Below are 18,174 nucleotides of genomic sequence, written 5' to 3' on the forward strand. Positions count from 1 at the left end.
GTCAGGGGAGGGACCGCGGGCGCGCGGGGCGCTGCGCCGGGGTCCGGGATCAGATGTCGAGGAAGCGGACGTCCTTCGCGTTCTCCTGGATGAAGCGACGGCGCGCATCGACGTCGTCACCCATGAGCACGGAGAAGATGGTGTCGGCGTCGGCCGCCTCGTCCACGGTGACCTGCTTGAGGGTGCGGGAGTCGCGGTCCATGGTGGTGGTCTGCAGCTCCTTCCAGTCCATCTCGCCGAGGCCCTTGTAGCGCTGGATGCCGTTGTCCTTGGGGATCCGCTTGCCGGCCGCGCGGCCCGTCTCGAGGTTCGCGTTGCGCTCCTCGTCGCTGAACACGTACTCGTGCGGGGCGTTGGACCACTTCAGGCGGTACAGCGGCGGCATCGCGATGAACACGTGGCCGAGCTCGATGAGCGGGCGCATGTAGCGGAACAGCAGGGTCAGCAGCAGGGTGCAGATGTGCTGGCCGTCGACGTCGGCATCCGCCATCAGGATGATCTTGTGGTAGCGGAGCTTGGTGGCGTCGAAGTCCTCGCCGATCCCCGTGCCGAAGGCCGTGATCAGCGAACGGACCTCCTGGTTGTCCAGGGCGCGGTCCAGCCGCGCCTTCTCGACGTTGAGGATCTTGCCGCGGATCGGGAGGATCGCCTGGGTGCGCGGGTCGCGCCCGGAGACGGCGGAGCCTCCGGCCGAGTCGCCCTCGACGATGAAGATCTCGCACTCCCCGGGGTTGCGGGAGGAGCAGTCACGCAGCTTGCCCGGCATGCCGCCGGTCTCGAGCGGGGACTTCCGACGCGTCGCGTCGCGCGCCTTGCGGGCCGCCTCGCGGGCGGCCGCGGCGGCCTGGCCCTTCAGGACGATCGACTTGGCCTCCTGCGGGTGCGACACGAACCAGTCCTGCAGCTGGTCCGTCATGACCTTGACCATGAAGGTGCGGGCCACGGTGTTGCCGAGCTTGGTCTTGGTCTGGCCCTCGAACTGCGGCTCGCCGAGCTTCACCGAGATCACGGCGGTGAGGCCCTCGCGGATGTCCTCGCCCGTGAGGTTGGCGTCCTTCTCCTTGAGGATGCCCTGCGCCTTGCCGTAGCGGTTGACGATCGAGGTCAGCGCGCTGCGGAAGCCCTCCTCGTGGGTGCCGCCCTCATGGGTGTTGATCGTGTTGGCGTAGGTGTGCACCGACTCGGAGTAGGCGGTTGTCCACTGCATGGCGACCTCGACGCTGATCTGCGCCTCGGTGTCCTCGGACTCGAAGGAGACGACGTCGGGGTGGATGACCTCGGCGCGCTTGGCGGAGTTGATGAACTCGACGTAGTCCTGCAGCCCCCGCTCGTAGCGGTAGGAGACGGTGCGCGGGCCCTTGTCCTTGGCCTCCGTGGCGTCGGGGCCGTCGATCTCGACGTCGACGAGGTCCGGGTCCTCCTCGGCCTCCGGGGTGCGCTCGTCGGTGAGCGAGATCCGCAGTCCCTTGTTGAGGAACGCCATCTGCTGGAAGCGCTTGCGGAGCGTCTCGAAGTCGTAGACGGTCTCGTCGAAGATCTCGCCGTCAGCCCAGAAGGTGATCGTGGTGCCGGTCTCCTCGGTCTCCTCGCCCTTCTCGAGCGGGACCTCGGGCACGCCGCGCGCGTAGGACTGGCGCCAGACGTGGCCGTCGCGACGGATCTCCACCGCCATGCGGGTCGAGAGCGCGTTGACGACGGAGGAGCCCACGCCGTGCAGGCCGCCGGAGACGGCGTAGCCGCCCCCGCCGAACTTGCCGCCCGCGTGGAGGACGGTGAGCACCAGCTCGACGGCCGGCTTGCCCTCGGTGGGGTGCATCGCGACCGGGATGCCGCGGGCGTGGTCGACGACGCGGACGCCGCCGTCCTCGAGCAGCGTGACCTCGATCGAGTCGCCGTGGCCGGCCATGGCCTCGTCCACGGAGTTGTCGACGATCTCCTGCACCATGTGGTGGAGGCCGCGCTCACCGGTGGAGCCGATGTACATGCCAGGGCGCTTGCGCACCGCCTCGAGGCCCTCGAGGACGGTGATGTCCGAGGCGTCGTAGTGGGTGGGCGCGTGCGCCGCGACCTCACCTGCGGAGAGCGTCACCTCCGGTCCCGGGGTGCCGGAGGCGGGTGCGCCTCCTGCGGTGTCTCCGGGGACGGTGCCCTCGGGGCCGGCTGCCTGCTCGGCCGTGCTGTGGTCGCTCTCGCTCACCTGTTGCTGCTCCTCGCGATCTGGGACCCCCGGCGGGTGGAGCTCCGGGGGCGGGCGGTCCGGCGTGACCGACGATCGGCACCTCCGCACGGCGACGGCCCATGATGGTGGCGCGCGCACGCGCGCGAGCACCGCGGGCCGCGGTGGCGGGATGCCGGCCGCATCCGGTCCCCTCGCGAGGGCCGGAGGCTCGGGCGGCGGCAGGCGCGCACCGGGCTCCCGGGCGTCGCCGGCGACCGTCGGCCGGACCTCGCCCAGTCTACCGGACGGGGGCGGTGCACAGCCGCAGGAACACCCTGGAGCTGTGGACGACGCAACGCCCAGATCCCCTCAGGCGGTGCATGACGGCCGCTGGGACCGTCCCGCAGGGGTGAGGACGAGGGCCCGTACCCCTCCCGGGGTGCTGACGCGGCAGCGGGGCGCCTGCGGGGACGGCTCCCTCCCCGCGGACGGGGCTCAGCCGTAGGTGTCCCGCGGGCCCCTCCACTGGACGGTGCGGCGCCCCTTCTTCCAGCTGCGCTCCGCCGCCGCGGGGCCGGTCACGCGCAGCTCGGAGACCACGTGCGCACCCACGTGCTCCTCGATCGAGGTGATCAGCTGCGGGGTGAGCATGCGCATCTGCGCCGCCCACGCGGAGGAGCTCGCGCTCACCACGAGCACGCCCTCCTCGAAGGAGACGGGCCGGCAGTGGGTCGCGACGCGCTCGCCCACGATCTCGTCCCACTCCTCGAGCACACGGCCCGTGCTCATCCCCGCGTTCCAGCCCAGGTTCCCGAGCACCTTGCGCAGCACCGACTCGATGCCCTGCGGGTCGCGCGGGTCGGGGCGTGCTCCCGAGTAGCCGGGTGAGCGGCCCGAGCGGTCGCGGGCGTCCCGCGCCTGGGTCTTGGCGGAGATCGGGAAGAGACCGCGGTCGCGCGCGGCGGCGCGGGAGCGGTTCACGGCGCGGCGCGCGAGCTCGAAGGGATCGTCCGGCCGCGGCAGCGGCGGCGGGTCCACCTCCTCCTCGGCGACGGGGGACGGCTCGGCGTCGTCCCGTGCCTCCGCCCACGGCTCCGGGTCGCGGTGCGCGCTCGGTGCGGAGCCACGCGCGCCCCGCGACGGGGAGCGGCGGTCACCCGTGGTCCGTGCGGGGGTCGCGACGGGCTCGGTTCCCGGCTCCGGCTCGGGCTCCGGTGCCGCGGCAGGGGTCCCGGACCAGGTCGAGAGGTCGTAGGGGTTCGCGAGCCGCGGTCGCCGCGGTCCGTGCGCGGGCGGCCGCCCGCTCATGGCGCGGTGCCCCGCGCCGTGCCGTCACCCCGCGGGACCGCATGCCCGAGGGTCACGTCCACGAGCTGGATCGACCCCTCGAGCGAGGCGGGGATGTCGCTGTCGTTCGCAGTCGTGATGAGCACCTGCGAGGCGCCCGTGACGATGCGGCCCAGACGCTCCCGACGGTGCACGTCGAGCTCGCTGAAGACGTCGTCGAGCACGAGGATCGGCTCCCCGTCCCCGAGGTCCCCCTCCTCCAGGCGCAGCAGGTCGTAGCTGGCCAGGCGCAGGGCGAGCGCGAGGGACCAGGACTCGCCGTGGCTCGCGTAGCCCTTCGCGGGGAAGTCGTGGAGACGGATCTCGAGGTCGTCGCGATGCGGTCCGGTCAGGGTGACGCCGCGGTCGATCTCCTCGTCGTGCCGGGCGGCGATCAGGGCCAGCAGCGCGTCATGGATCTGCGCGGTCGGCGGCAGCTCACCGGGGGCCGCGCCCAGCTCGTCGAGCACGGCGGAGCGATAGGCGACGTCCGCCGGGGAGCTCACCTCGCCGCGCTGCGCGGGAGGGAGGTCGAGCGCGGAGTCGGCGCCCTCGTCAGTCGCGACCCGCAGGTAGGAGTAGCCGAGGTGAGGGCGGAGGCGGTTCACGAGGTGCAGGCGCGCGCGCAGCAGCTCCGCACCGTGGCGGGCGAGCTGCTGGTCCCACACCTCGAGGGTGCTCGCCGCGGACTCGGCCGGGTCCAGCCCTCCCACGCTGCGACCGCTGCCGCCGCGGCGCATCGAGCGCATCTGCTTGAGCAGGTTCGAGCGCTGCTTGAGCACGCGGTCGTAATCCGCCTTGACCGAGGCGTAGCGGGGCGCGATGACGAAGAGCAGCTCGTCGAGGAAGCGTCGCCGGCCCTCGGGATCGCCCTTGACCAGGCCCAGGTCCTCGGGGGCGAAGAGCACGGCGCGCACCTCGCCCAGGAGGTCACGCAGACGCGAGACGTTCTGCCCCTGCAGTCGGGCGCGGTTCGCGCGGCCCGGCGTGATCTCGAGGTCCACCTGGAGCGGTCGCCCCGCGCGCACGAACGAGGCGCGGACGATCGCGGTGGAGGAGCCGCGGTGCACGAGGGCCGCGTCGTGGGGGACGCGGTGGCTCGAGAGCGTCGCGAGGTACCACAGCGCCTCGACGACATTGGTCTTGCCCTGGCCGTTCCGGCCCACGAGCACGGTGATGCCGGGGCGAACGGGCAGGTCGAGATGGGGGTACGAGCGGAAGTCGGTGAGCTCGAGGGAGGTCAGCTGCACGGAGGGAAGTCTCCCTCCCTCAGATCCGCATCGGCATGATCAGGTACCGGTACGAGGTGTCCGGGGTGCCCTCGAGGGACTCCTGGCCGCACATGACGGACGGCTTGATCGAGTCGGTGAAGGTGAGCCGGGCGAAGTCCTTGCCCAGCGCGCCGAGGCCGTCGAGCAGGAAGCCGGAGTTGAAGCCCACGACGAGGTCCTCGCCCTCGAGCTGCGCCTCGAGCACCTCGCTGGCCTGGGCGTCGTCACCGGCGCCGGCCTCAAGGGCGACCTGCCCCTCGGTGAAGGACAGCCGCACGGGGGTGTTGCGCTCGGCGACGAGGGAGACGCGCTTGACCGCGTCGATCAGGGCGGCGGTGGAGACGACGGCGGTGATCGCGGTGGTCTCGGGGAACAGCCGGCGCACGGGCGGGTACTCGCCGTCCACGAGGGTCGACGTGGTGCGGCGACCGCCGGCCTCGAAGCCGATGAGGTTCGCGGAGGACTCCTGCGCGAGAGCGATCTCGACGCTGCCGCCGGTGGAGAGCGAGCGGGCGACCTCGTGGAGGGTGCGGCCGCGCACCAGGGCGGTGTGCTCGGTGCCGGGGGTGTCCGGGTTCCAGGTCAGCTCGCGCAGCGCGAGGCGGTAGCGGTCGGTCGCCATGAGCGTCATGGTCTCGCCGCTGGTCTCGACCTTCACGCCGGTCAGCAGGGGCAGGGTGTCGTCCTTCGAGGCGGCGACGGTGACCTGCGAGATCGCCTCGGAGAAGACGTCCGCGGGCACGGAGCCGGCGCGGTCGGGCATCGCCGGCAGCTGCGGGTACTCCTCGACGGGGAGGGTCGCGAGGGCGAAGCGCGCCGATCCGCAGCGGACCTGGAGCTTCGTCCCCTCGAGGGCGACGCTCACGTTCTTGTTCGGGAGGGCGCGGACGATGTCGGAGAGCATGCGGCCCTGGACGAGCACCTCACCGGGCTGCTCCACCTCGGCGTCGAGCGAGATCTGCGCGCTGACCTCGTAGTCGAAGGTCGAGAGCTGCAGCTGGCCGGCGGCATCGGCCACGATCCGCACACCCTGCAGGATCGGCATCGCCGGGCGGACGGGGAGGGTGCGGGTGGCCCAGGTGACGGCGTCCCCGAGGACGCCGCGGTCGAGGTGGAACTTCACCGTTGCCACTCCTTCGCAGTGGTCGATCGTCAGAACGGGGCCCAGCGTATCGGTAACTCCGCGCTCCCGACGACGCACCGGCGAGGATCCTTGACATCCGCGCTCGCGCTGATGCGGCGAACCGCCCACGCTCGCACCTTCTTCGTCCTTGCCGCCCTCCCCGCGCCCCGCGATCACCGCCGCCGGAACACACGTCCCGGCAGCGCCCCCTCATCCACATCCCCATCGAGCGAAAGAACTACAGACCTCTTCTTCACGGCTGTGGATCCGGTGGACAACCCCCGTCCGTGCAGGTCGTACGCGGAACATGTCATCCCCTCGATCTGTGGAGACGTCGATCCTCGACGTGGGCGGAGTGTGCACACCCTCCGCTCATCGCCGGATTCCTGTCATTCATCCGTGCACATCGGCTCCTGCGGGAACATCCGTCGATCCACACTGTCCACAGAGTTGTCCACATTGGGGACGACAGGGACTCGCGGAGACCTGTCATCTCCCGCTCCTCGCGCAGGTCGCAGCGCTGCTGCGGCCCGATCCGCGGGACCCCTCAGGAGCGCGAGGCGGAGTTCGAGCTCTTGATCTTCGCGGTGAGCTCGGTGACCTGGTTGAAGATCGCGCGTCGCTCCTTCATGAGCTCCGAGATCTTCTTGTTGGCGTGCATCACGGTCGTGTGATCACGGCCGCCGAACTCCTCGCCGATCCGGATCAGCGGCATGTCCGTGAGCTCCCGGCACAGGTACATCGCGATCTGCCGTGCCGAGACGAGCCGGCGGCTGCGGCCGGTGCCCACGATCTCCTCGACGGAGAGCCCGAAGTACGTGGCCGTCTGCGCGATGATCGTCGAGGCCGTGATCTGGGTGCCGTCGTCGTGGGAGAGCAGGTCCTTGAGGACGCTCGCGGCGAGGGTGACGTCCATCGGCTGCCGGGAGAGCGAGTGCAGCGCCTGCACGCGGATCAGGGCCCCCTCGAGCTCGCGGATGTTCGTCGCGATGTGGGAGGCGATGTACTCCAGGACGTCGTGCGGGACCTCGCCCGTGTTCTCCTGCGCGACCTTCTTGCGGAGGATCGCGATGCGGGTCTCGAGGTCCGGCGGCTGCACGTCGGTCATGAGCCCCATCTCGAAGCGGGAGCGCATGCGGTCCTCGAAGCCCCCGAGCTCCTTGGGAGGGAGGTCCGAGGTGATGACGATCTGCTTGTCCGTGTTGTGCAGCGAGTTGAACGTGTGGAAGAAGGCCTCCATCGTCTCCGGGGCCCGCTGCAGGAACTGGATGTCGTCGATGAGCAGGATGTCGATGTCCCGGTACCGCCGCTGGAACTCCTGCGCCTTGCCGAACTGGCCGGACTGCACGGAGTTGATGAAGTCGTTGGTGAACTCCTCGGAGTTCACGTACCGCACGACGACGTCCGGGTAGAGGCTCTTGGCGTAGTGGCCCACCGCGTGCAGCAGGTGCGTCTTTCCCAGCCCCGAGCCGCCGTAGATGAACAGCGGGTTGTAGGCCTTCGCGGGGGTCTCCGCGACGGCGGAGGCCGCGGCCTGCGCGAAGCGGTTCGAGGAGCCGATGACGAAGGTGTCGAAGGTGTACTTGGCGTTGAGCCGTGAGTCCTCGCCGAGGGTCGAGCCGCCCGGGTCCACCGGACGGGGTCGGCGCGGGGCCGGCATCGGGGAGGGGGCGGAGGCGCCCGAGTAGCCCGTGTAGGGGGAGGTCTCGGAGAAGCCGCGACCGGCCTCGGCGACGTCCGCCGGGGCGATCGCGCCGTCGGCCTCGGCGCTCGTGGAGGCGGCGCTCGAGGAGGACGGCGTGACGGGGAGCACGGCGCGGGCGCCGTCGCGCCCGTCGGGCCGGACGGACCCGTTCGCGCGGAACGGGGCCTCGCGGTGGACCTCCGCCGCAGCGCTGTCCACAGAGTTGTCCACATCCTGTGCATTCCGCGGGGCGGAACCCGAGGTCGCGGCGGGGGGACGTGCCGGCTCGTCGTCGTCCTCGAGCATGAGCGACTCGTCGACCGTGACGGCGAAGCGGGTCTCGCGTCCGGTCGCCTCCCGCAGCGCGTCCTTCAGGGCGCCCGCGATGCGGTTCTCGAAGAGCTCCTTCGCCGAGGTGTTCGGCGCTGCGAGCAGGGCGGTGTCCGCCACGACGGCCATCAGACGGGACAGGCTGAGCATCGCGAACGCGCGCGTGGAGACGGCGCTGTCCTGGCGCAGGGTCGCCAGGGTGCGATCCCAGATCGCATCGGGCTGCGCGTCGTTCATCTCGGTCTCCATCGCGGGGCGGGTGTCGGGGTAGTTTTCCACAGGTTCCCCGTCCATTGTGGACCGGGACTGTGGAGAACTGTGGATCCTCGGGACCCCTCACGAGGGAGAGGTGCGCCACGAGCGACACGTGAGAATCGGGCCACACCGGGCGCCCCGGCGCCTAGGATCCGTTGACCCCCTGTGCACCCGCCCCTAAACTCGTGCAGTCAGCGCTGCGCGTCGGCCCGACGGTTCCCCGGTCCCCTCCGGACCCGCCGTCGGACCGTGTGAATCGTCCGCCGGTCGGTCCTTCCCCCGGCTCACGTCCTGCCTCCCCGGCAGGAGAACCGATCCGTCCGTGCAGCGGACCACACGCCACCGTGAGGGGCACGTCAGTGCCCACGACCGAGGAGAACCGATGTCCAAGCGCACGTTCCAGCCGAACAACCGCCGCCGCGCCAAGAAGCACGGCTTCCGCGCCCGCATGCGCACCCGCGCCGGCCGCGCCATCGTCAACGCCCGCCGCGCCAAGGGCCGCTCCGAGCTCTCCGCCTGAGGCTCGGCGACCGCGAGCGGGTTCCCGTGGCCGGCTCGACCTGGTCCCGGCACCGCCTGCGCTCCTCCGACGACTTCAGCGCCGTCACCCGAGGAGGCGTCCGCAGCGCCCGATCCCACGTGGTCGTGCATCTCGCCCTGCTGGAGCAGGGCGATGATGCACCCCGCGTGGGTTTCGTCGTGTCCAAGAAGGTCGGCAACTCGGTGATCCGCCACCGGGTGGCCCGCCGCTTCCGGGAGATCGTCCGCCATCACCTCGCGGAGTTCCCGACCGGGTCGACCGCCGTGCTGCGAGCCCTGCCCGGGATCGAGCAGATCCCGTTCACGGACCTCGAGGACGAGGTCCTGGGGGCGCTCGGGACCGCGACCCGCAAGCTCGAGAAGCGTCGCGCCGCAGCGTCGAGCGCGTCATGAGCGCCCTGCGCGCGATCGCCCGGGCGCCGCGACGGCTGCTCATACTGCCGGTGCGCGCCTACCAGGTGGGGATCTCGCCCTACACCCCTCCGGCCTGCCGGTACTCCCCGGTGTGCTCGCAGTACGGCATCGAGGCCCTGCACGTGCACGGCGCCGTCAAGGGGACCCTGCTGACCACGTACCGGATCCTGCGGTGCAACCCCCTCACCCGAGGGGGGCACGATCCGGTGCCCGCCCCGGGCATGTGGAGCAATCCACGCCGTCTACGGCGCCCTGCCGCCGAGGGCCTACCCTTGTCCGAGACTCCCGACCACAGCCGTCACATCGCATGAACGACATGCGCATCCGGGCGGCAGGAAGACCAGGCCGATGAATCCCCTGTACCCCATCGAGTGGGCCGTCGCATGGATCATGGTGAAGTTCCATGCGCTCCTGGGCCTCGTCATGGACCCGAACTCCGGCTGGACGTGGATGCTCTCCATCGTGGGCCTCACCGTCGTGGTCCGCGTCATCATCACGCCGCTGTTCATCCGGCAGATCCGCTCCTCCCGCGCGATGCAGGCGGTCTCCCCGCAGCTGCAGGCGCTGCAGAAGCGGTACAAGGGCAAGACCGACCCGGAGTCCCGCCAGAAGATGGCGACGGAGATGCAGGCGGTCTACAAGGAGGCCGGAGCCTCCCCGCTCTCCTCGTGCCTGCCGCTGCTGCTGCAGATGCCGATCTTCTTCGCCCTGTTCCGCGTGCTCTTCTACAAGCTGCCCGAGGCGGCCGGCGGCGCGGCCTTCGGCCCGCTCACCGTGGACCTCGCGAAGAGCGCCTACCACGCGACCCTGCTGGGCAGCACGACCATCGCGGACAGCTTCCTCAAGACCGGTGACGGCGGCATCACGTCGAAGATCGTCGCCGGCGTCATCATCGCGCTCATGTGTCTGACGACCTTCATCACCCAGAAGGAGCTGACCATGCGCAACATGCCCCCGTCGGCCCTCGAGGGCCCGATGGCGAGCACGCAGAAGATGATGATGTACATGCTCCCGTTCATCTACGTGATCACGGGACCGGGCATGCCGATCGGTGTGCTCATGTACTGGCTCACCACGAGCCTGTGGACCCTGGCCCAGCAGCTCATCGTGGTCCTCACCTACCCCACCCCGGGCTCCCCGGCGGAGGCCTCGCGCCACCGCCGCATCAACGACAAGCGCGAGCGCAAGGGCCTCGAGCCCCTCGACTTCACGCCGAAGAAGCCGGCCGTGGTCGTCGAGGAGGAGTCCGCGCCGATCCGCGTGCAGCCCAAGAAGGCCGCCGGCGGCAAGAAGCTCTCCGACCAGGAGCGCCTCGAGCAGGCCCGCGCCGCCCGCGAGAAGGCGCAGGCGGACCGCCGCGCCGCGCAGGAGGCGAAGGCCGCCGAGGAGAAGGACAAGCCCTCCTCCGGCTCCGCGCTCTCGAAGAAGAACCAGGGCGGCAAGAAGCGCCGCAAGTGACCTCCGACGGCGGGAGCACCGGTGCTCCCGCCGTCGACCGCACCGCCTCCCCGCATCCCGATCATCACGGAGATCCCCATGACTGACACCACCGTCGACCCGACCCCGGGCGAGGACCGCACCGACGTCGAGAGCTCTGCCGTCGAGAGCGCCGCCGCCCCGACCCCCGCGGCCGCGACCCCCTCGGCTCTCTCGGCTGAGGGGGCCGAGGTCGAGCATCCCGAGTCCGCCGTCACCGAGGAGGAGCCGCGCGAGAGCGCGGAGGAGCGCATGCGCCGTCTCGAGGAGGAGGGCGACATCGCCGCCGACTACCTCGAGGAGCTGCTCGACATCGCGGACCTCGACGGCGACATCGACATCGACGTGGACGGCGACCGGGCCTCGGTCGAGATCGCCGGCGCCGAGCGCCTCGCGAAGCTCAACCGCCCGCGCGGCGAGCTCCTGGATGCGCTGCAGGAGCTGACCCGCCTCGCGGTGCAGACCCGCACCGGGAACCGCTCGCGCCTCATGCTCGACATCGGCGGCTTCCGCGCCGAGCACAAGGGCGACCTCGAGCAGCTCGCCGAGGACGCCGTGGAGCAGGCGCGCACGGGCGGGGAGCCGGTGCCGCTGCGCCCGATGAACCCCTTCGAGCGCAAGGTGGTCCATGACGTCGCGAAGGGCGCGGGGCTGCGCTCCGAATCCGACGGCGACGGCAAGAACCGTCACGTCGTGATCTATCCGGCGTCCTGAGGCCCGTCGTGCTGGCGCTTCCCGAGCACCTGCGCGCCCCGGCGGAGCGCCTCTTCGGCGACCGTCTGGAGCTCGCGCAGCGCTTCACCGACCTCCTCGCCGAGCAGGGCGTGGAGCGCGGCCTCATCGGCCCGCGCGAGGTGGAGCGGCTGTGGGAGCGCCACATCATCAACTGCGCCCTGCTGAGCGACGCGATCCCGGAGGACGCCGCCTCCCTCGCCGACGTCGGCTCCGGGGCGGGGCTGCCCGGCGTGGTCATCGCGATCGCCCGCCCCGACCTGCCCGTGACCCTCATCGAGACGATGCAGCGGCGCGCGACGTGGCTCGAGGAGGTCGACGCCGAGCTGGACCTGGGCCTCGAGGTGGTCCGCGCCCGCGCGGAGGAGCTGCACGGGGACCGCGACTTCGCCGTCGTGACCGCCCGGGCGGTCGCGGCGCTCGACAAGCTCGCCAAGTGGACGATGCCGCTCGTGGCCGACGGCGGCTCGCTCATCGCCATGAAGGGCTCCTCCGCGGAGGACGAGCTCGACGCCGCGCAGAAGGTGCTGCGGCGTCTCGGCGGGGACGAGGGGACCGTGCTCCGCTGCGGGGAGGGGGAGGTCGACCTTCCCACTACAGTGGTCCACGTGCGCCGCCGCGCACGAGCAACCAGGAAGGGAGACCCCCGTGGCTGATCGGCCAGGCGACGCCTCCGCGACCGGGGGCGCCCTCGACGACACCCCGCTCATGCGGGAGCTGACGCGGGACCATGCCCGGCGCCGGGAGCTCGAGAAGGCGGCCTTCTCCGCTCCGGAGACGACCCGCATCATCACCGTCGCGAACCAGAAGGGCGGCGTGGGGAAGACCTCCACGACCGTGAACCTGGCGGCGGCGCTCGCGATGGGCGGCCTGCACGTGCTCGTGATCGACGCGGACCCGCAGGGCAACGCCTCGACCGCCCTCGGCATCGCGCACCACGCCGAGGTGCCGAGCATGTACGAGGTGCTCGTGGACTCCGCCCCCATCGCTGACGTCGTCCAGGACGTGCCGGACATGCCGCGCCTGCAGTGCGCCCCCGCGACGATCAACCTCTCCGGTGCGGAGATCGAGCTGGTCTCGCTCGTGGCCCGGGAGAACCGCCTGCGGAACGCCATCCGTGACTTCCTCGCGCACCGCGGGGAGGAGGGTCTGCCGCGGCTGGACTACGTGCTCGTGGACTGCCCGCCCTCGCTGGGCCTGCTGACGGTCAACGCCCTGGTCGCGGCCCGAGAGGTGCTCATCCCGATCCAGGCGGAGTACTACGCCCTCGAGGGGCTCACGCTGCTGCTGAACAACATCGATCTGATCCGGCAGCACCTGAACCCGGATCTGCAGGTCTCCTCGATCCTCATGACGATGTACGACGCCCGGACGCGGCTCGCCGCGCAGGTCGCCGCGGAGGTGCGGGAGCACTTCCCCGAGCAGACCCTCGTCACGACGATCCCGCGCTCGGTGCGGATCTCGGAGGCGCCGAGCTACGGGCAGACGGTCCTCACGTACGATCCCGGGTCGAGCGGGGCCCTGGCCTACCGGGCCGCGGCGCACGAGATCACCGTCCGTCCCGCCCCGTGACACCCCTCTTCCCGTCCGCCGTTCGGCCGTCCCCTGCGGACCGGGATCGACTTCGGCCCATGCACGTTTGCTTCTCGGAAGGACCACGGAGATGACGCAGAAACGAGGACTCGGACGCGGACTCGGCGCCCTGATCCCCGGCGCGGGATCGGCACCGGCGACCACGCCGACCCCGGAGCTGCGCACCCGCACGCCCCGCACCGATTCCCCGAGTGAGCGCGTTGCGTCGGAGCGCCCCGTGGACATGTTCTTCAGCGGCGACCGCGTGGGCGAGGACGATGCCGCATCCCGTGGGCGCAGCAACCCCCGTGACCTCGCCGGCGACATGGCCAAGGCCGCCGCCGAGCGCCGCGGCCGGGGCACGCGCACCGCCTCCCGCGCCGCTGCGGAGGAGGAGAAGGCGCCGAGCACCCGCCGCCGCAGCTCCTCCACGAGCGCGCCGGCGAAGAGCTCCCCCGCGAAGAAGAGCACCCCGGCGAAGAAGAGCGCCGCCGCGTCCTCGGCATCGAAGTCCACCTCCTCGAAGGCGTCCTCGTCGACGACCACCAGCTCGAAGCCGGCTGCTGCGAAGAGCTCCTCCTCGAAGGCCGCGGCATCGACGTCGGCCACCTCGAAGCAGGCCACCTCGAAGGCGACGCCGTCGAAGGCCGCTGCCTCGACGAGCACGGCCTCGAAGGAGAACTCGGCGTCGACGGCCGCTCCCTCGACGGCCGCCGCCGAGAAGCCCTCGTCGTCCTCGAAGGTCGCCGGGTCCACGTCAGCCGATGAGTCCTCGACGCCCTCCGCGTCCACGACGGCTGCGGAGACCCCGGCGAGCACAGCCCCGGCGCCCGCCGCCGAGAGCGCCCCGTCGGCCCCGGTCGAGCCGACCACCCGGGTGACCGCTCCCCCGGAGGAGGAGAGAGCTCCGGAGGTGTCGACGGCGGAGAGCACCGAGGCCCCGGCGGCGGAGGAGGCCCTCTCCTCGCCCGCCGAGTCGAGCCCCGTGGTCGACGTGCAGCCGGTCGATCTGACGCCCGCCCAGGCCCGCGCCGCGGCGTCGGGGACCGAGGAGATCGAGGAGCCCGTCGCGCCGGAGGAGCCGTCCACGGCCGAGGAGCCCGTCTCTTCCGCCACGGACGACAACAGCCTGCTCCCCGTGCCCGGGGCGGAGTTCGCCGAGATCCCGATCCACGAGATCCGGGAGAACCCTCGGAACCCCCGTACGCTCTTCGACGACGATGAGCTCGATGAGCTCGCCTTCTCCGTGCGCCACGTCGGCGTGCTGCAGCCCGTCGTCGTCCGGCCGATCCCGGTCACCGAGGACGGCGAGTCCTTCGAGCTCGTCATGGGCGAGCGCCGTTGGCGCGCCGCCCGCCGTGCCGGCCTCCCCTCGATCCCGGCGATCATCCGGGAGACGAGCGACGACGACCTCCTGCGGGACGCGCTGCTCGAGAACCTCCATCGGTCCCAGCTGAACCCGCTCGAGGAGGCCGCCGCATACCAGCAGCTGCTCGACGACTTCGGCTGCACGCAGGACGAGCTCGGCGAGCGGATCGGTCGCTCGCGGCCCCAGATCACCAACACCCTGCGGCTGCTGCGCCTCCCCGCGCTCGTCCAGCGCCGGCTCGCGAGCGGTGCCCTGAGCGCCGGTCACGCCCGTGCCCTGCTCTCCCTGGACGATCCCTCGCTCATGGAGGAGCTCGCGCAGCGCATCGTCTCGGAGGGGCTCTCCGTGCGCGCCGTGGAGCGTCTGGTGGCCCGTGGTGGGCAGCAGGCCCCCGCACGCACCGTGCGCCGCTCCAGCTACGATCCGCACGTCGTGGACCTCACCAGCCGGCTCTCCAACCGCCTGGAGACCCAGGTGCGCATCGACGTGGGCAAGCGCAAGGGCAAGATCACCCTGGAGTTCACCAACCTCGAGGATCTCGAGCGCCTGGTGGAGACCATGGGGCTCGAGACCTCCGTGGAGGACTGACCCTCCCCGACTGCTCTGCACGTCTCGGAGAACCTGCAGCGACTCTTCGTGCCACGGGCCCGCACCCACAGGGGTGCGGGCCCGTCGCGCATCCCCGGGAGGGGAGAGGGTGACGAGTGTGATGTACCGATACACCCTAGAAGTCCGATGTGTACGGTTCACCACCGAGGTAAGTGGTGGAGTCCCCGAGAGCGCCCGTGGGATGCATGCGGCGAGGGCCGGGGTCGGCGCGGGTGAGGTCACTCGCTCGACGTTGTCCACCGATGTGCACAACTCTGTGGATTCGGCCCCCGACCCCGCGATGAGCTCCCCTCGCCGACCGTGAGCTCGGTTCGCGTACCGCATGACTGCCAGTAGAGAGGAGCGGTGGTGCTCGCGAGTGAGCGACCTGAACGTCAGCCGCCGGGTGGGCGCTCCCGGCCGGTGTCACGTGGGGCCGTGGCGTCTCGGGGTCGCCGCGGGTGTGGGCACGTCCTTCGGACACACGTTAAACCCCCCCCCAGGAGAGGGATCGGTGGCCGGACAGCACGCCGTTCCGCCCGGCACCTGTGGTGGGCCCGACATTCTTGCAGGTCACCGGCATGTTCCCCGTGAAACATGAACGGCTTGCCCCGTCGGCATGGGGTCCGAACGAGCTGGGTACACACTCTTGCTCCATTCGACCCCACCCTCCTTCCCCCGCGAACCGCTCACGTCTGACACAGCGCAGGGTGGGGCCGGCTGCCGAGGGGAGGGTGCGATGGGTGAGTTTCCCGTGAAACGGAACGGAATGTTGGACCGCGACAGCAGGAGCAGAGGAAGCAATGCCCCCTTTCTCAGAGCTGTTGGCCATGTCGTAGCTCTCTCCCCTCAACGGCGGTTCGAAGTCGTTCGTGCACGCGCAGGCCAGAACGGCCGGAGAGGACTGCGGGTGTCGAAGCTTCACGTGAAACGCGTGCGGGGGGCCCACCGATGGCCCGCAACGCGGCGCCGGCCGACGTGCTCGCTGATCGGCACAGTGCGCCCCCGCCCGATGAGGAGCACGTGAACAGTGATGTGCCCACTCCCCCCAGACGATGCTCTGCCGCGATGCGACGGCTACCCACGCACGACGCGAGAACCTTGCGCCTCGGCGACGTCGTTTCCCGTGAAACACAGTTGCATCCATACACAGATCGGAGAGTTTCCCGTGAAACTCGCGTCGGTGTAGAGCGGTTCTGTCGCGTTTCCCGTGGAACACAACACGCCCCGCGCACGACGCACCAGCCGTGACTCGGAGAGGGGGCATCGTCGTCGGTTGCGCATGGGCTCGCCATGATCACGCTGATGTGCAGCGCGGGGGCAGATCGTGAAGGGCTGCGAGTTCGCAGCATCACGACACGGCGACAACGCGTTAGGCGCCAACCTCGGTGTTTCCCGTGGAACTCGCCCGCCGTTCTGTCTCCCCTGGACGGAGACAGCCACGCATGGCAATCAGTGGGAGGAGTGGCCAGGTACTTGTTGCCGAGACATCAATGACGGAGGAGTTGGCAGCACCCATGAGGACTCCTGACATCGCCTCTCCTCTTCTGAAGAGTGTTCACGAGCGTTGATCAACAAAGGACGCCTTGTTTCACGGGAAACTCGCCGCAAGGTCGCTCTCTTGCGGGGAGGCGCGAGTCCAGTCCAGGGAGCGCACACTCGCCTTCCGTGCGTTTCACGTGAAACTTCCGCCCTTTCCCAAAATGCCGTGCTGTGGGAGTCGAGGTCGACGGTACCCGAGGCTGTCGATGGAGACACGACTCAGACCACACTCCATGTCGACGGAGTCTTTCGGGAAGCTCACGATGCTGTTCTTCGGCACGCAGGTGGCTCATCGCCGGAGGCCGGCGACCGACGTTTCACGCGAAACCAGTCCCGGCGCGGGCTCGGAGCGCGGCAGAGGCGCTGTCATTCTCGTCCAGGTCATCTCTGCTGGTGAGCATGCATATGGGCTCGGCGTGCCGAGGCCATCGACTGCTGCGGCCAGAGAAGCAGCTCGACGCGCAGAATCGACGTTTCACGGGGAACGGACGTCGGCGCCCGGTCCTTGATCCGCGCGAGAGAGTAGGACACGACCACCAGCGTCTCTCCCGCGTGCGCACTAAGTGCCCGAGACAGGCCCCCGAGGGTTTCACGGCGAACCATGAGGACATGGGACCCCGTCGGGAGGGACAGAGACAACCCCGCTAGACGCGCCAAGCCAAAGCGGAGGCACGGGTCCTGTTTCGCGTGAACCCCGAGAAGAACGACATGATGAGTTGTTGTCGTTGATGGGAGAAGTCCTGCCGTGGTGCAGATGACGAGGTGGTGGACCGCAGCTGGACGGACGGCGCGCAGTGTGGAGTGCCGGGGCGGGAGCGGTCGCGGTCAGCAGATGTCGTGAGCGCGCGACAGCGCTCAGATGTTCGTCGTGGAACCACTCCCCGGCTGCTCCGGCGATGTCCATACTCCGTTGGGAGATCAGGTAGAGAGGTCGGGGCAGCCGTGAGAGCTCGACGCCGCGCACACACGACATGAGTCGTCGCGACGTCGCGACGATGCGGGGAGAGTGCTCCGACGCCACTTTTGCACACTGTGGGAAACGGTGTGGACAGCGATAGACGCGGTCCCCAAGAGATCCAACCAGATCGGCGGACTATGACCCATACCACAGGACCAATTGTTGGGCACCCCTTCCTGGAGATCAGTATCACCGCAGGTCACAGCACGATCAGCCCGACACTCGGGCGATCAGAGTCTCGCTGCTCTCTCCACACACCAATGTGGATAACTCTGTGGACGGAGCCCGCGAAGGCTGTGGACTTCGATGTGGACAACCATGTGGATGCGGGGATCGGTGCACGTCATCGCGGTGAGTCCGGGGCAACTTGACGTGCCCGTCAGCGGCACTTCGTGGACTCCTGTGCAGCGGTTGCTCAGCTCCGCAACGGGCCGAACTCCTCGTCGATGACGTGCTTCGGGAGAGCTCCCGTGCGTCGATGCAGCTCTGTCCAGGAGCCACGGAGCTCGATCCGCTCCCCTGTGGGGGTCGGGAGGAGCGTGGAGGTGCGGACGGTCCGGCGGACGGTGGAGCGCCCGGTCGTGCAACGCTCAGCGTCGGGAGCATCGGGCGCGGCGGAAGGGCTGGGCGCGGCGGAGGTATCCGGGACGGCGGCGGGTTCGCCGGGCCCCGCGTGCTCGAGCAGCAGCCAGGTGGGCAGCACCTCGACCCCGAGGGCATCCAGGAGGGCCGGTTCGGGGTCCAGGAGGTGCACGGCGGTGCGATCGGGTCCCCAGCGGCGGGAGAGCTCCCTCAGGATCGTCACCGCAGGGCGCGCCGGAGCGCACCATGACGCC

Annotated in this window: 14 protein-coding genes; 8 read left to right on the top strand and 6 right to left on the bottom strand. The window is 70.4% G+C overall.

All coding sequences use genetic code 11. From position 1 onward, the window contains the following. Window positions 1-49: 49 nt before the first annotated feature. The 5 genes from gyrB to dnaA all read right to left on the bottom strand — a co-directional run bounded on the left by gyrB (window position 50) and on the right by dnaA (window position 8,129). Window positions 50-2,089 (bottom strand): DNA topoisomerase (ATP-hydrolyzing) subunit B, encoded by a 2,040-nt coding sequence (gyrB, locus tag C1N80_RS02760; RefSeq protein WP_137771614.1) that lies wholly within the window; start codon window positions 2,087-2,089, stop codon window positions 50-52. A gap of 564 nt (window positions 2,090-2,653) precedes the next feature. Beyond that, a complete protein-coding gene (locus C1N80_RS02765; protein WP_137769383.1) occupies window positions 2,654-3,466 on the bottom strand; it encodes a DUF721 domain-containing protein in 813 nt (270 codons plus the stop codon). Beyond that, on the bottom strand, window positions 3,463-4,734 hold the full coding sequence (gene recF, locus C1N80_RS02770; protein ID WP_137769384.1) for a DNA replication/repair protein RecF: 1,272 nt from the start codon (window positions 4,732-4,734) through the stop codon (window positions 3,463-3,465). The genes C1N80_RS02765 and recF overlap by 4 nt, the downstream gene beginning before the upstream one ends. Window positions 4,735-4,753: 19 nt before the next feature. Beyond that, on the bottom strand, window positions 4,754-5,878 hold the full coding sequence (gene dnaN, locus C1N80_RS02775; RefSeq protein ID WP_137769385.1) for a DNA polymerase III subunit beta: 1,125 nt from the start codon (window positions 5,876-5,878) through the stop codon (window positions 4,754-4,756). Window positions 5,879-6,425: 547 nt separating this feature from the next. Next, window positions 6,426-8,129, bottom strand: coding sequence for a chromosomal replication initiator protein DnaA (gene dnaA / locus C1N80_RS02780; RefSeq protein WP_137769386.1), 1,704 nt, complete (start codon window positions 8,127-8,129; stop codon window positions 6,426-6,428). A gap of 400 nt (window positions 8,130-8,529) precedes the next feature. Here dnaA and rpmH point away from each other — a divergent pair, with 400 nt between their 5' ends. From rpmH to C1N80_RS02820, 8 genes are all read left to right on the top strand, one after another. Beyond that, a complete protein-coding gene (gene rpmH, locus C1N80_RS02785) occupies window positions 8,530-8,667 on the top strand; it encodes a 50S ribosomal protein L34 (RefSeq protein WP_137769387.1) in 138 nt (45 codons plus the stop codon). Window positions 8,668-8,693: 26 nt separating this feature from the next. Continuing rightward, window positions 8,694-9,080, top strand: a complete 387-nt coding sequence (gene rnpA, locus C1N80_RS02790; protein ID WP_137769388.1) for a ribonuclease P protein component — start codon at window positions 8,694-8,696, stop codon at window positions 9,078-9,080. Next, the gene (yidD, locus tag C1N80_RS02795; RefSeq protein ID WP_137769389.1) at window positions 9,077-9,412 is read left to right on the top strand and encodes a membrane protein insertion efficiency factor YidD; all 336 of its coding nucleotides are present in this window, start codon (window positions 9,077-9,079) and stop codon (window positions 9,410-9,412) included. The genes rnpA and yidD overlap by 4 nt, the downstream gene beginning before the upstream one ends. Before the next feature lie 37 nt (window positions 9,413-9,449). After that, the gene (yidC, locus tag C1N80_RS02800) at window positions 9,450-10,559 is read left to right on the top strand and encodes a membrane protein insertase YidC (protein WP_137769390.1); all 1,110 of its coding nucleotides are present in this window, start codon (window positions 9,450-9,452) and stop codon (window positions 10,557-10,559) included. A gap of 78 nt (window positions 10,560-10,637) precedes the next feature. Beyond that, window positions 10,638-11,291: a R3H domain-containing nucleic acid-binding protein gene (locus C1N80_RS02805; RefSeq protein WP_137769391.1), complete on the top strand. Its 654-nt coding sequence runs from the start codon at window positions 10,638-10,640 to the stop codon at window positions 11,289-11,291. Window positions 11,292-11,299: 8 nt separating this feature from the next. Continuing rightward, window positions 11,300-11,965, top strand: a complete 666-nt coding sequence (gene rsmG / locus C1N80_RS02810) for a 16S rRNA (guanine(527)-N(7))-methyltransferase RsmG (RefSeq protein WP_137769392.1) — start codon at window positions 11,300-11,302, stop codon at window positions 11,963-11,965. A 52-nt stretch (window positions 11,966-12,017) separates the two neighbouring features. Continuing rightward, window positions 12,018-12,881 carry a ParA family protein gene (locus C1N80_RS02815; RefSeq protein WP_137771615.1) on the top strand — a complete coding sequence of 288 codons (864 nt, stop codon included), beginning with the start codon at window positions 12,018-12,020 and terminating at the stop codon, window positions 12,879-12,881. A 91-nt stretch (window positions 12,882-12,972) separates the two neighbouring features. Then, window positions 12,973-14,838: a ParB/RepB/Spo0J family partition protein gene (locus C1N80_RS02820; RefSeq protein ID WP_137769393.1), complete on the top strand. Its 1,866-nt coding sequence runs from the start codon at window positions 12,973-12,975 to the stop codon at window positions 14,836-14,838. Between the two features lie 2,915 nt (window positions 14,839-17,753). Here the strand turns inward: C1N80_RS02820 and C1N80_RS02825 are convergent. Then, a complete protein-coding gene (locus tag C1N80_RS02825) occupies window positions 17,754-18,143 on the bottom strand; it encodes a hypothetical protein (RefSeq protein WP_137769394.1) in 390 nt (129 codons plus the stop codon). Window positions 18,144-18,174: the final 31 nt, after the last annotated feature.

It is taken from the genome of Brachybacterium sp. SGAir0954 (genome assembly GCF_005490785.1).
GTDB lineage: Bacteria > Actinomycetota > Actinomycetes > Actinomycetales > Dermabacteraceae > Brachybacterium > Brachybacterium rhamnosum.

Bases quoted from the DNA above. Each gene is read 5' to 3' on its own strand.
- C1N80_RS02765 (WP_137769383.1), bottom strand. From the start codon at position 3,466: ATGAGCGGGCGGCCGCCCGCGCACGGACCGCGGCGACCGCGGCTCGCG.
- rpmH (WP_137769387.1), top strand. From the start codon at position 8,530: ATGTCCAAGCGCACGTTCCAGCCGAACAACCGCCGCCGCGCCAAGAAG.
- dnaA (WP_137769386.1), bottom strand. From the start codon at position 8,129: ATGAACGACGCGCAGCCCGATGCGATCTGGGATCGCACCCTGGCGACC.
- C1N80_RS02805 (WP_137769391.1), top strand. From the start codon at position 10,638: ATGACTGACACCACCGTCGACCCGACCCCGGGCGAGGACCGCACCGAC.
- yidD (WP_137769389.1), top strand. From the start codon at position 9,077: ATGAGCGCCCTGCGCGCGATCGCCCGGGCGCCGCGACGGCTGCTCATA.
- C1N80_RS02820 (WP_137769393.1), top strand. From the start codon at position 12,973: ATGACGCAGAAACGAGGACTCGGACGCGGACTCGGCGCCCTGATCCCC.
- C1N80_RS02815 (WP_137771615.1), top strand. From the start codon at position 12,018: ATGCGGGAGCTGACGCGGGACCATGCCCGGCGCCGGGAGCTCGAGAAG.
- yidC (WP_137769390.1), top strand. From the start codon at position 9,450: ATGAATCCCCTGTACCCCATCGAGTGGGCCGTCGCATGGATCATGGTG.